Here is a 13,690-nt window from a genome sequence, read left to right on the forward strand (position 1 = left end):
TGAGCTATTTCTTGAAGATGATGTTCTGCAAGTTTTGGATTTGGATGAACTACTTTAACTCTTACAGAATCTACTATAGCATCGTTTAATTTTCCTAACTCATGTTCCGGTATTAAAGCATGCTTGAATTTATTTATTAATCTATTTCAATTATCTCTAGCTCTAGTTTTTGGATCTCTAAAAGGTGTATCAATATTTTTTCCGGCATCCCCCAACTAGATAAACTTTATTATCTTTTTGGACTAAGTTATCTTTGTATAAAGGCTCTCCCTCTTGATTGATAAGTTGACCTTTTCTTTCAATAGCAGCTAATTGACTATCCTTATAAAGGATAATTTTTTCATTATTTAATCCAAGCTTTGAATTAATTTGTGTTTTACCTTGATGATTTAAATTACCAATACCGATACCATCAATATCCGCAATTTGAATATCTCTATTTTTATCAACAAATTTTCTAATTTCCTCAGAATTATTAATAAATTGACCGTTATCCTTTAATATTCCTTGTATATCGCCGGTAGTATAAGTAAATGCTTCTTTGATTGTTTTTGTGTCCTTTATAAGACCTACTGCAGCGAAAATTTGTTGAAAGAAATTTAGATTTCTCTTTACTTCAACATTTTTTACTCCAGTAGCTTCTCTTTCATGAATTACCAATTGATCCGGCTTAAGTAGCCGCCTTTATCATAAATATTAATTATTCTTCCTCTTATAAGGTCTACTTCTGTTGCTTCTTTATCTTGCAAAAATTCCTTAACTTGCGGCTCTTCTGCAAACCTTACTTTCTTTTTTTCCTTACCCATTTACATTACCTAAATTTATAAACAAACAATTTTAGGTTTCATTTTAACAATAAAAACTTTTATTTTTTTAATAATAGGCTGTTTTTTTAGTAAATTGAGGATTTAAAATCACATATTATATGATAACCGATTTTTCTTATATATAGTGCGATAGGCTCTTGTTAATTTGCCAAATAGCGATAAATACTAAACAAGTTGTACACATTTGTAGTAGCTGTAATAATATGCTTAATTCCGGTATTAATATAATAATAACCGGTTGTAATATTATCGGGACTCCGCTTGAAAACATTACTAACCTTATAGAAGTTTGTATTGAAGTTTTAGTAGTAAGTAAATTAGCTAAGCTATATACTAACAAAACTATAATACTTCTCTCTAATAAGAATGTTACAAACCAAAATAATATAATAGCCGGCATACCGAAATAAATAAATAAATTTGGTGCATATAATAAATTATCGGCAAAATATTTTTTTATTATTTCAAGAGTTAAAATTACTTCATTTTGCTTGAATATCTCAGAATAGTTAACAGTACTTGGGAAATTTTTCTTAGTATTGGCTACAATTAAATTTATCTTCAGCTTATTCTCTTCAAGTACAAACGGTATTTTGCTTTTTTCTTTGTTAGAAACTTGATTTTTTGTATCAATGACGACTATTTTATTGTTATTTTTACTATATAAATATATAGGCTCTACTTCTTCAACTGAAATTTTTGAATTATTATATTTAATTTCCGGTAATTGATTGATAATATATTCAATGTTGTCTGTAACTTTTGATGATTGTATTCCGTTAAAATAATCTTTTAAAGTTATTATGTAATTTAATATAAAAATACAATAAATTATTGACGGAATAAAAGATATGGTAAATAAATATCTTATTCCGTATCCTTGATAGTTTATATATACGTCTTTATAAAACTCTATAGAGCTAATTGATAAACGTAATTGACGGAGTAATGCATTTAATCCTCCTAATATAAATGATAATAAATACATGTATGAGTAATTTATTTAAGTTTCTCAACCTCTTCCTTCTTTAATCCGGTTGAGGTAGCTGTTAAGTCAGTTTTTACACCGGCTTTGATTAAATTTTTGGCTATATTAATTGTGATTTAAGTATTTTTTCTATTTCTATTATATCATTTTGACCAACTTTGGTCAAAGTATAGAATAAAATTAACTCTATATAATCAATCCCTATATTAACCTCAGCAAATATAGATAAAAGGTCAGCTATTTCTTACCATCTCTTTAACAAATCTCGTTTATGAATATGCTTCATAAAAAATTGTAGAATTCCGGACCAAGTATTTTCTTTCAATTTTTCATCAGGAATTTCATGAACATTAATTAGCCGATAATCATTAATCCAAGTAGCTTTTACTAATTCACTATTTTCAAATAATTCCCATAAATTTAAAGGAGCAGTATATTTTTGTATGCCATTATAAAACACTAAATAATATATGAAAGGAAATTTTTTGTTTTTCATTACTTTCATATGATATCAGCAATATTTAACATATACCTAAATAACCGAAAAGCCACATAATAGTGTGTGACACGAGGTTGCATCAAAGAGTTGTTTCCGCTAGGCAGGAAACCATCTATGTCACTATATGAATCTAAGGGTATGAATAAAGAGCTACCCTGACAATGTGACAAAATACTGTTAAGCATAGGAAAATCTCGTGAGAGTAATTCCCTTCTGATAATCACAATCAGATAAGTTGCTAGATAGCTAATATGATAAAGATATCTGATCCTTAATGAAAGAAGCTCGAGAAGGTATCAAGATGAATATTGCATCAACAACTGTAGAATTAATACGCCAGTTAAACTCTAAGTTAAGAGGATGGGTACATTATTATAAATATGAAATAATGAAATATTTACCGATTGTAAGACATGTTAAAGTGAAAATGAATGCTACAATATATGATCCAGCATATAAGAAATATTTTGAAAAGCGTGAGCGACTCAAAAGAAATTCATCACATGTGCATTGGGTTCATAATAAAACGCTCCATTTAGTGGGGGGAAGGTGACACACCACCAAATAGCTGGGTCTAACAAGGCTTGAGCCGTGTGCGGGGAAACCAGCATGCACGATTCTTAGGAGAGTGGCAATTGCTGCTTATCTGATTTTGCATTTATTGGGTGTCAGAAGAGATTAACATTAGACAATATTACTATTTTCACCCTTTTCATCCTGCACGTAAAAATCGTTTTTTTCATTCAATATATCATCACGGTTTGTATATAAAGATTCGATAAATGAAATAGAATCTTTTAAAGCTAGCTGCACAGCTAAATTATCCATATCATGTCTTTTTAAAGCTTTAGGAAACACAAATTCTTTAACCACATTACCTAATTTTTGTATTTTAGGTTGAGATTTCGGGGAACAAGAATTTGATACATGTATTTTTTGGAGATTTATTATTTCGTTTCTACGTTCTTGCATTTTATTAATAGCTATTTTCTTTAAACTATCATCTAAATCTTCCATTCCAATTTTATTGCGAATAATAATCATTTATACTAATTACTTCATTTCCACGCTTTCTCTCATGCCTTGCTTCTACTATACTGCAAGCCAAATCTTTTAACACATCTGTTAAGAGACCTTTCGTTATTCAATCTAGACTTTTCGACAATATTTTTATTATAGCCTCTTTCTCATTAATATTATTTTTAAATATTTTAGTTTCAGCAATACAGCAAGCTTTTATAATATTGTCTATATTCCAATAAAATGTATTACAGTAATCGTATAATAATGGGCTTTCTTGTGTTAAACTTTTAATTTCTCTATTAATTTCTGCTTTTTATATTGTTCCACTATCTTTTAGTGTTTTATTGTGACTATCTATCTTAATTTCATGAACCTCTAATCTTTTATTTGCTCCGGCATCTAGTAATTTAAAATTACTGGTTTTCAACGCTATTTTTATACCTTGAATTATTTCGCTTGCAAGTTTCAGCTTACTACTATGTTTAAATATTCGTTTTTCTTCTTCAGGCTTAAGCTTTTCATTCGTAATAAAACAATCAAATTGTTCTTTGGATTCTAATGCGTTAAATAGTTGCCCTCTTAGTTCTTGGCTAATTTCTGCCGGATAAATAGTTGCTATTTTCTTTAAATTATCCTCACCAAATTTATATATTAGATGATCACCGAAAATACTTCTTTTTTCTAACAACATTACGAACTTATCTTGATTATCACCTGCATAAGATCAAAGATATTTTTTAGTAGAAAGTTTGGTATTTTCATTTGCAATACTACTTACGTAATTAATATCACTTGCCGCTATTTTAAGAGTTAATCCTTTGTTTAGGAATAAAGGTTTATACGTTTTATATTGCCCTGCTAACGGATCATCTGTTTCCGCAAGTAATTTAGTTGCAAACTCCTCTAAACTTACTATTTTGCTTGCTGAATTATCGTTTTTAAATATTTCATAGTTTCTATCTTCAAATATTATCTTACCTTCTATTCCCTGTGCTTTATTAATCGATACCGTAAAAGTAAAATTATATTTCTTTATACAGCTCAAAATAAACTTACTCTCTAGCTCATTTATAATACCGCTTTTTAATATGCTTTTACATATTTCTTTTAAAAATATTCGAGTTTCACTTATATTCGGTAATTCGTTAAAACTCGCAGTAAACCATTCTATTACTTCAGGATTCTTACTTTTTTCATATTCTTGAGTAAGGTGGTGGGTTATAGGTAATACTAAATTTAATACCTCAATTAAACCTTTAGCAGCACTATAATTAACCTCAAAGTCGTATTCAAGATTACTAAGTATTTCTTTTAATATTTCAAGCACTTCTTCTGCTATACTAGAATTTACTCTTACTATATTGACCATATTGTCAGCAACAATAGCCTTGACGTAATCGTAATCATCATCGTTATTAGTTGTAAACATCTCTTTAGAAACAATAAAGGCTTCTGTCGTTAAACTTAGCATCATTTTTACTATCTCAGGCAATTTATCAATAATTTCATAGTTGATATCATATTTAGGATTTGTAACTATCTCTTTCCAAAAATCAAATACTTCTTGGGTCAAACTTGGTGTAGTTTTCACTATCTTTACTATATTTTCCATAGCTTTAGACCTTAGATCTTGCTTAGAACATACAACTATTTCTTTTAAAAAAGTAAAGGCTTCCGGTACTAAATTTGGTATCGCTTCTACTATCTTTACTATACTTTCTATAGATTCGGAATTATAATCATCGTTAGGATAATCATCGTTATAATATGTAACCATCTCTTTCAAAAAAGTAAATGCTTCTCGAATAGGTTTCAATTCTTGTATAAGCTTGGCATTGCTTCTACTATCTCACCTAAACTATTAATAGCTACATACATATCATCATTATCATTATGTATAATTACCTCTTTCAAGAAAGTAAGTGCTTCTTGGGTAGGGTGTATCTTTATTATGTCTACTATTTTATCAAGGTCAAAAACGAATATTTAAAATATTAGCCATAGGGATTTTAATAGCCGGTAATAATATATTTGCACAGGATATGAAGTCTGCTATAGAAATTATGAGAGAAAGTCAATATTAGAATTTTTAGGTTTACCGGAATCTTATCAATTAGTTGAATCTAAATTAGAAGAAGCATTAATCAATAATTTATAACATTTTTTACTTAAACTGTGGAATAATCAGGTTTACTTTGATGTTCTAACAATAAAAATAAATAGCCATCTTCACTATTAAATTTAGCAGAAAATAAAATATCCGATATAGATTTCTTAAGATTAGGCTCTACAAAACTATCCTTTTCCATATCTTTATATATGTGGCGGTAAATGCATTTCAAAAAACTCTTTAGCAACTATAGGGTTTTCAAATGCACTACGTACAATCTCATCATGTTTAGGCTTTTTTTGCATAATATAATTTTACGAAGAAAATAATTTTAATTACAGGTAGTATTAAAGTTCAATATTATATATAAGTTTGTTGATAAAAAATGATTTATTTACTAATATCTATATTTCCATCAATAACATTAGTTTTATATGCTACTGCTACTTCCTGAAATAACTTTGACTTTAATAGCACTTTTAGGGCAGTTTTTTGCCGTAATGATACCAAATAAAAATAGAATTATTTCTAATATCATTATTTTATTATGCATATTATCAATTTTTCTTACCTTTAAGTACTCAAGCTATGAAGGAGTATGGTACTCATTTGCTACCGGAATAAATATCGGTATTAGTAAAAGCATAGTGCTACTATTCACTATTATATCCATGATTATATACCGTGATTACTCTATTCTTGTTGCTGAGGAATTAAAGTTTGAATTTATTACTTTAATGTTATTATCAGTCGTAGGTATTTTTGTTGCAATTTCATCACGGAATTTTCTATTATTATTCTGCGGTATGGAGCTTACTGCTTTAACTTCATATGCACTTGCAGGATTCAAATTAAATGATATTAAATCATCGGAAGGTGCTTTAAAATATTTTATCTTAGGTAGTTTAGTTAGTTGTTTATCATTATTTGGTATTTCTTTTATATACGGATTCGGCGGAAGCCTACAATTTGAGGATATCTTATATAAATTAAATGATAATTCTGGGATGAATCTTGGTTTAATAATTGGTATTGTATTATTTTTAAGTAGTATTTTCTTTAAACTCTCAAGCGTTCCACTTCATTTTTGGGTCCCTGACGTATATGAAGGATCACCGATTACTTCGGTTACTTATTTCACCACTGCCTCAAAAATAGGTATGGTTATTGTTTTATTAAATATTAGCAAATTAATTATAGGTAACTACCACCCTATTAATTATAATTTAATAAAGATAATTGCTATATTATCTATGCTGTTTGGAGCTTTTAGAGCTATTCGTCAAACTTCTCTAAAAAGATTAATGGCTTATAGTACTATTTTAAATATCGGTTATGTATTAATCGGCGTTCTTCTGCATAATCAAGAAGGATATAAAGCAGCTTTACTATATATTCTAATATATGCAGTAGGAAGTATAGGATTTTTTACTTGCTTAATTATGCTGCTCGGTAAAGACGCCGATAAAGCTAGTTTTAAAACTATACAAGGAATTGCAGAGAACCATAAAACTATAGCTGCCGTAATTAGCATAGTTATGTTTTCAATGATTGGAATCCCTCCTCTTACAGGATTTTTCGGTAAATATTACCTTTTTTACCAAGCAATCAATCAAGAAGAATTCGCATTAGCTTATTGTGGTATTTTTACCAGTATAGTTGCTGCTTTTTATTATCTTAAAGTAGTAAAAGCCATGTATTTTTCTAAAAAGATTGAGATAATTAAGCTGCCTATGCAATATGGGCTTTTACTGATTTATTACTTAGTTGTAGGCTTCTTGTTGCTTGGTTCATTTATTATCTCGTTTTAGATGGTGTAGACTTTTTATTAACAACACTAGGGATAGTAACTTGCGGCTTCATAACCTTTTCTTTTAGATTCTTTATATGTTTTAGATCTTCTTCATCTAATTTTAATAAATCTTGATCTTTCTTTTTAGCTTTTTTAGCTAAACCTAATTGACTTGGAGTAATACTAACAATATCATCCGTTCCGACTTCTTTCTTGAATTTTTCTAGAGCATCTACATATTCTCTGTTTACATCTATATTTGTCTTTACCGATTTTTGTTCTGGTTCTTTCTTTATTTTATCAGAAGAACCAGCTAAATTTCTTTCATCTTTAATATCTTCATTTAAACTTTTTATTGTCTTTATTAAATGTTTTTTCGCACTATCTCTAATACCAAGTATTTCTAAAATTCTTGCAAAATTAGTAGTAACTTTATTTCTTAATTTAAGTTTTTGTCCTCCTTTTTTTCTTTCTTCATAATTAAGCATTTTCTCAAAATAATCAGGATATTCTTTCATTAATGTTTTTAATCCTTGCTCTTTCACTTCGTAATAAGGAAAACTATATTTTTTAGAAATTAAACTATTTATTTTAATTTCTAAGCCATATTCCTTTAAGGATTCTTGCCTTTTTTTCATTGTATCTATTAAACTAGCCTTAATTTCTTCAGGCATTATTTCTTTAGGTTTTTTATTATTAAATTTCTTGGGCATTGCTTGTTTTGCAAATTCTGCAATTGCTTCATTACTATAATATTCAGTTAATTCATCAAAACTTTTATCAATAGTTTTGCTTAAATCAATTTTAGAAACTACAAGTAAGCTATCAGCAAAATTAGGATTTTTTGTTCTTAAACTAGAGGGAAATTCTCTAAAATGGTTAGTAGGACCGAATCCAGGCAAATGTTTGGCTCTTGAATGCGGATAGATATTATTTGTTAAATTATCAAAACTACTGGCAAAATCAATTCTTACTAATTTAGGTAAAGTTTTTGGATTTTTTTGATCTCTGATAACTCCTATATTTCCAACATGCATATCAAAATCGCCTATCAATAAACTTGCCGGCATAATGTTTTCAAAGTTCTGATACTTAATTTCCTTAAAAGCATTTTCTAAGGTTCTAAATAATTTATTTCTAGCCCCTATAAAAAGTGGTCTACCGCCGTCCTTTCTAAACCAAGAACTCGGTTTAGTTTTAGCAGACATATGTTTATCCATGTCCACATACATATCGCTACTATAATTCTCAAAAAATTCAGATTTGACATATATTTGCGAATCAACGGCTTTAGATTTATTAAAATCATCAGGAGCAATTAAATTAACCTTTGCTCCATTTCCGGGACTTATAGCTTCAAAAATTTGAGATCCTAAAAACTCGGCTATATTTTTTGAGCTTGAAGCCTCTTTTTTTATCATCGCCGTAATTTTACCGTCTGAGCTTTGATATACGCCGCCATGCTCTCCTGCCTCATTAGCTCCGCCTCCTTTAGGTTTTAAAAAATTCCAACCTTTAAATACTGATTTCTTATTTTGCGTCATCCTCGCCTCTTTATAATGATTTATATAAAATTGATAATTTTGATATAATTATAAAACATATCATTCATTTTATATCAAGGACAGAAGCCGTTTTCTACTTAATTTTATTGTTCTTTAATATTTCAGCTACTTCAAGAGCTGCATAGGTAAATATAGCAGTTGCTCCTGCTCGTTTAAAGCCAATTAATGATTCGATCACAGCTCTCTCCCAGTCAATTGCCCCTGCTTCGGCTGCAAATTTTAACATTGCGTATTCTCCGCTAACCTGATATGCAAAAATTTTAGCATTAAAATTATTTGCTGCTTCACGAATAACATCCAAAAACGGCATACCTGGTTTAACCATTACCATATCGGCTCCCTCTGCTATATCATGCTCAATCTCAAGCATTGCTTCCTTAATATTACGCACATCCATTTGATAGCTTGATTTATCTAAATAATTCTTTTTGTTACTCCTAACTGCATCACGAAACGGACCGTAAAAGCTTGAAGCATATTTAGCAGTATAAGCAAGAATTCCAACATTTATAAACCCCTCTTTGTCAAGATATTCCCTTATTGCCCCGATTCTTCCATCCATCATATCAGAAGGTGCAACAATATCTACTCCGGCTTTTGCTAGTACTAATGCTTGATTACACAAGGCTCTTACTGATCTATCATTGTCAACTTCCCCGTGATGCACAATACCGTCATGCGAATGCGTGGTATAAGGATCAAGTGCTACATCGCATATTATACCGATACCAATATTAGCGTTTTTGATGCTTCTAATAGTTCTGCATATTAAATTATCTAAATTATAAGCTTCGTCGGCATTTTCACTTTTTAGACTTTGATCAATACTAGGAAATAATGCAATAGTATTAATACCAAGCTCTGCTGCTTCTTTTGCCGTTTCTACTATTTGATCGATCGATAAACGATATATACCGGGCATAGTCTTAATTTCTTGCCTTTCATTATATCCTTCAACAACAAATAAAGGCAATACTAAATCACTAACCGATAAATTACTTTCGGCTATTAACTCTCTAAGCCAAAAAGCTTTTCTATTTCTTCTAAGTCTAATAAGGGGGTACATAAAATTCATATCTCATTTTAGTTAATAACTTGGATTCTAATATATAACCTAACTATCTTATAGTAAAAATATTGCATTACAAAAAGAAATTTTGCTTGCAATTTATAAAAAATTTAAGCAAACTAACGAAAAAATATGGTTTAATTATGTAAATAAATATAGGAGTTTAATATGGCACAAGATAATATTCCAAAATCAGTAAAAGATAGAATACAAGAGTGGGAAAAAAAATCAAATATGTCAAATAACCCACCAAAAAATACAAAACCGGCTGTTCCTCCAAAACCTACTTCTGAGCAAATAAAGGCATGGAACGAGGCACATAAAAAACAGACTGATTTAACTATACATTCCCAAGCACTTGATATGTTTGTCGATACCCAATCTCCGCAAGTTGAAACCCAAAAGCCTGTTATTCTTTCAAAACCGGCTCCAGAACAAACAAAAGTACCGGAAGAAACGCATAAAAAACAATCTAATTTAACCGTACAAGAAAAAATGGAGAAATTTTTTAAAGATCATAATATTGATACCAAAGATGCTTTTATTCCGGAATTTAGCCGCTATATAGAATTAAGCAATTCTATGGCTGGGAAGCGTCTTGACGTTACTGTTAAAGCTTATGAACAATCATTAGGACGGCTAATAAAACAAGTAGGAGTACCTCAAAAAGAGTTTATTTCTTTTATAGAAGATGATCTAATAAAGAATCATCCACATAAAGATAAATTTGAGAAAATCAATCAACATTATAAATTACCTGAACCACCTAAATTATCTGATATAATTGATAACCTTAGAGAATTAGTAAACAATGATGATATAATAGCTTATTTGAAACAAAGTAGAAAACACATTGAGTTTAAAGAAAAAGTAAATAATATTATTCAGATTTATGATGATAATAAACATAATCTAGCTACTACAGCTAAAGTTGAAGCAAAACTGAAAGAGGTAAGTAAATGGTGTGAAGAAACTACAAAAATGGATAATAATCCTATTTGGAAAAATATTGGTAATTTTATAAAATATTCTTTTACCGGTGATAAAGTTAAAGCTGCTTTTTATAAAGATGCTATAAAAAATTCTACTCAAAATACTAAAAAAGCTATAGCAGAAATACAAAAATCTCTTACTAATCCTTCTCCTCATTCATCTAATGTTCCACCGTCGAAGAATAAAGGAGAAAGATATAGAAGCTAATAAAAACTTTTAGGATCGATATCTATTTTTAGATGGCAAAAAGAAGGAATTTTTATAAGGCTTAGCCAAAATTTTAAATATTTCTGCACATTAAATTTCTTATCGGCTATAATAAGTATCCGGTAACGATATTTACCGGCGAGCTTTGACATTAATGAGCTTGCTGGTCCTAAAATTTTTACGTTTGCTTTTGGTGCAATTCGGACCATATTCTTAGCAATCTCTAAAATTTTAGACTCACTAGAACCTGATAAAATTACCGATGCCATTTTGGAAAATGGCGGCATATCTGCTGATTTTCTTATTTCAAGTTCATTTGCAAAAAAACTATCTTCATCACCGGCTTTAACATAACTAAAAATTATATTATCGGGATAATAACTTTGTAAATATACCACACCTTTACTATCGCTCCTCCCTGCTCTACCGCCTACTTGATTTAGTAGCTGGAAAGTTCGCTCAGATGCTCTAAGATCGGCGTTATTGCTCCCAAGATCGGCATCTATTACTCCAACTAAAGTAAGATTCGGAAAATGATAACCTTTTGTTATTATTTGTGTGCCTATTAAAATATCAATTTCTAAATTTTCCATTTGATGTAGAAGTCGGGCTATTTTTTCAGGATTTTTAGCATGATCTTTACTTATCATTGCAATTTTACTCTCAGGAAAAAGTGCCTTTGCTTCTTCCTCTATTCTTTCTATTCCTGGACCACAGATAGTTAATGTTTCATCTTCTAGACATTCAGGACAAGAATTAAAAATTTTACTTTGATAACCGCAATGGTGACATTCAAGTTTTTTAGTTGCTTTATGTACCACCATCCAAGAAGAACAATATTTACAGGTAAATCTGTAACCGCAAGCTTTGCAGAGCATTAGCGGAGCATAACCACGCCTATTAAGAAATAATAATACTTGCTTTTTATTATCTAAATTATCTTTGATAGCTCCTATAAGAATCTTGGATAAATAGGAATTCTTAGGTAGCTTTTCTTTAGTCATGTTGATTATTTCTATATTTGGCAAATCGACATTTTTATATCTATTAACCAATATAACCAATTGATATTTACCTATTTCTATATTATACATCGTTTCAATAGACGGTGTTGCCGAACACAAAACAATTTGTGCTTTATCAAATGTACCTCTTACGATAGCCGTATCCCTAGCATTATATAATATACCGTCATCTTGTTTATAAGAATCGTCATGCTCTTCATCTATAACCACCAAACCGAGATTTTTAAAAGGTAAAAACAAACTACTTCTAGCCCCGATTACTACTTTAATTTTATTACTTAATATACCTCTTAAAATCATTTTCTTTTGAGCTTTAGTAACGCTTGAGTTCCATATGATAGGTTCAAAACCGAATCGCTCCATAAATCGATTAATAATTTGTGTACTTAAGGCAATTTCAGGCAGCATAACAAGCACTTGTTTACCTTTTGCTAAGTAATCTGCTATGAGATGAAAATATATTTCCGTTTTACCTGATCCCGTAACACCTTTAACAAGTGTTGGCTTATTACTTTCATTTAAAACTGTTACTGCTTGTTTCTGCTCTTCTGACAAATCAGGTAGCACAAAGTTATTATTTACTTTCTGCTCTTTAACTTTAATCGGTTTTTCAGCAATATCTATAGGTAATACTAACTTGGCTATGCTCCCAAGTTCTGACATATAGTAGCTACTCATCCATTTAATTAATTCTAAAACTTCTAAAGTAATATTTAAATTTAACGGTACTTTCGCTCTAATAGTTTTTATTTTTTTTGCCTTGGAATTTGAAGCAAGCTCCCATACTATGCCGGTTAATTCCTTATTTCTAAAAGGCACTACAACAAGATCGCCGATATTTAGCTCTAAATCTTCAGGTATTAAATAATCTAGCGGAAATAATTTTGCTACCGGTAATAATATTTTTGCTATTCGCATATATAATGTATTTTATAATTTATTTTTTTATTATATACTAAAACTAACAGATTGTAGAAATTTAGATGAAAAAAATTGTTATAGCAATTTCCGGAGCTTCAGGAGCAATATACGGTATTCGTTTGCTTGAAGTACTAAAGCAACAAAATATCGAAACTCATTTGGTTATTTCAGAGGGAGCAGCTCTTACTATAAAAATCGAAACTAAATATTCTATAGATGAAGTTAAGCTACTAGCAAATTATTATTATGATGATAAAGATTTAGGTGCTACTATCTCAAGCGGCTCTTTTAAAACTTCAGGCATGATAATAGCCCCTTGTAGCATGAAGACCTTAGCAAGTATCGCTCACTCAATGGAAGATAGTTTAATTAGTAGAGCGGCAGGCGTGGTACTTAAAGATAGAAGAAAACTTATTTTAATGACCCGTGAAACTCCTTTGCATATCGGACATTTAGAAAATATGTTAAAAGTAGCGAGTTACGGCGGCATAATAGCACCACCCGTGCCGGCTTTTTATAATAATCCTGCGAGTATAGATGATATAGTGAATCATTCTATTAGTAGAGTTTTAGATTTTTTTGATATTGAAACTAATTTAATTAAACGCTGGGGTAGTGTTTAAGATAACCAAAATGTCACCCCGTGGTCAAGCCATGGTATGACACTGTAT

14 protein-coding genes and 1 pseudogene are annotated in these 13,690 nt (G+C 29.9%); 4 read left to right on the forward strand and 11 right to left on the reverse strand.

The features are described from left to right. Positions 1 to 189: 189 nt before the first annotated feature. From AB1146_RS07460 to AB1146_RS07475, 4 genes are all read right to left on the reverse strand, one after another. Positions 190 to 660, reverse strand: a complete 471-nt coding sequence (locus tag AB1146_RS07460; RefSeq protein ID WP_010422251.1) for a hypothetical protein — start codon at positions 658 to 660, stop codon at positions 190 to 192. Then, positions 654 to 806, reverse strand: a complete 153-nt coding sequence (locus AB1146_RS07465) for a hypothetical protein (RefSeq protein ID WP_010422248.1) — start codon at positions 804 to 806, stop codon at positions 654 to 656. Before AB1146_RS07465 ends, AB1146_RS07460 begins: the two co-directional genes overlap by 7 nt. Positions 807 to 942: 136 nt before the next feature. After that, entirely contained in the window at positions 943 to 1,815 is an 873-nt protein-coding gene (locus AB1146_RS07470) for a DUF1189 family protein (protein ID WP_029374777.1), read from the reverse strand. 244 nt (positions 1,816 to 2,059) lie between these two features. Then, on the reverse strand, positions 2,060 to 2,311 hold the full coding sequence (locus tag AB1146_RS07475) for an Rpn family recombination-promoting nuclease/putative transposase (protein WP_232203688.1): 252 nt from the start codon (positions 2,309 to 2,311) through the stop codon (positions 2,060 to 2,062). Positions 2,312 to 2,615: 304 nt separating this feature from the next. Here AB1146_RS07475 and AB1146_RS07480 point away from each other — a divergent pair, with 304 nt between their 5' ends. Next, positions 2,616 to 2,867 (forward strand): group II intron maturase-specific domain-containing protein, encoded by a 252-nt coding sequence (locus AB1146_RS07480; RefSeq protein ID WP_355403899.1) that lies wholly within the window; start codon positions 2,616 to 2,618, stop codon positions 2,865 to 2,867. A 131-nt stretch (positions 2,868 to 2,998) separates the two neighbouring features. On the opposite strand, the gene AB1146_RS07485 is transcribed toward AB1146_RS07480, so the two are convergent. The 4 genes and pseudogenes from AB1146_RS07485 to AB1146_RS08670 form a co-directional block, all read right to left on the reverse strand. Beyond that, a complete protein-coding gene (locus tag AB1146_RS07485) occupies positions 2,999 to 3,331 on the reverse strand; it encodes a hypothetical protein (protein ID WP_232203687.1) in 333 nt (110 codons plus the stop codon). Positions 3,332 to 3,650: 319 nt separating this feature from the next. Further along, positions 3,651 to 4,028, reverse strand: coding sequence for a hypothetical protein (locus AB1146_RS07490; protein WP_040611300.1), 378 nt, complete (start codon positions 4,026 to 4,028; stop codon positions 3,651 to 3,653). Between the two features lie 33 nt (positions 4,029 to 4,061). Then, positions 4,062 to 5,153 (reverse strand): hypothetical protein, encoded by a 1,092-nt coding sequence (locus tag AB1146_RS07495; RefSeq protein ID WP_051125501.1) that lies wholly within the window; start codon positions 5,151 to 5,153, stop codon positions 4,062 to 4,064. Between the two features lie 364 nt (positions 5,154 to 5,517). Then, positions 5,518 to 5,752 (reverse strand): annotated as a pseudogene (locus AB1146_RS08670) (Rpn family recombination-promoting nuclease/putative transposase); the annotation flags it as partial. 129 nt (positions 5,753 to 5,881) lie between these two features. Here AB1146_RS08670 and nuoN point away from each other — a divergent pair. Further along, entirely contained in the window at positions 5,882 to 7,258 is a 1,377-nt protein-coding gene (gene nuoN / locus AB1146_RS07505) for an NADH-quinone oxidoreductase subunit NuoN (protein ID WP_010422225.1), read from the forward strand. On the opposite strand, the gene AB1146_RS07510 is transcribed toward nuoN, so the two are convergent. Continuing rightward, positions 7,245 to 8,783: a hypothetical protein gene (locus AB1146_RS07510; protein ID WP_010422222.1), complete on the reverse strand. Its 1,539-nt coding sequence runs from the start codon at positions 8,781 to 8,783 to the stop codon at positions 7,245 to 7,247. The two genes, nuoN and AB1146_RS07510, sit on opposite strands and share 14 nt — an antisense overlap. A gap of 94 nt (positions 8,784 to 8,877) precedes the next feature. After that, positions 8,878 to 9,870: a porphobilinogen synthase gene (hemB, locus tag AB1146_RS07515; RefSeq protein ID WP_029374776.1), complete on the reverse strand. Its 993-nt coding sequence runs from the start codon at positions 9,868 to 9,870 to the stop codon at positions 8,878 to 8,880. 171 nt (positions 9,871 to 10,041) lie between these two features. Here hemB and AB1146_RS07520 point away from each other — a divergent pair, with 171 nt between their 5' ends. Then, positions 10,042 to 11,073, forward strand: a complete 1,032-nt coding sequence (locus AB1146_RS07520; protein WP_010422217.1) for a hypothetical protein — start codon at positions 10,042 to 10,044, stop codon at positions 11,071 to 11,073. On the opposite strand, the gene AB1146_RS07525 is transcribed toward AB1146_RS07520, so the two are convergent. Beyond that, a complete protein-coding gene (locus AB1146_RS07525; RefSeq protein WP_010422215.1) occupies positions 11,070 to 13,016 on the reverse strand; it encodes a primosomal protein N' in 1,947 nt (648 codons plus the stop codon). The two genes, AB1146_RS07520 and AB1146_RS07525, sit on opposite strands and share 4 nt — an antisense overlap. A gap of 65 nt (positions 13,017 to 13,081) precedes the next feature. On the opposite strand from AB1146_RS07525, the gene AB1146_RS07530 reads away from it, so the two are divergent. Then, a complete protein-coding gene (locus AB1146_RS07530; protein WP_010422212.1) occupies positions 13,082 to 13,642 on the forward strand; it encodes a UbiX family flavin prenyltransferase in 561 nt (186 codons plus the stop codon). The last annotated feature ends 48 nt before the right edge of the window (positions 13,643 to 13,690 follow it).

It is taken from the genome of Rickettsia helvetica (assembly GCF_963970025.1).
In the GTDB taxonomy this organism is placed as follows: Bacteria; Pseudomonadota; Alphaproteobacteria; order Rickettsiales; family Rickettsiaceae; genus Rickettsia; species Rickettsia helvetica.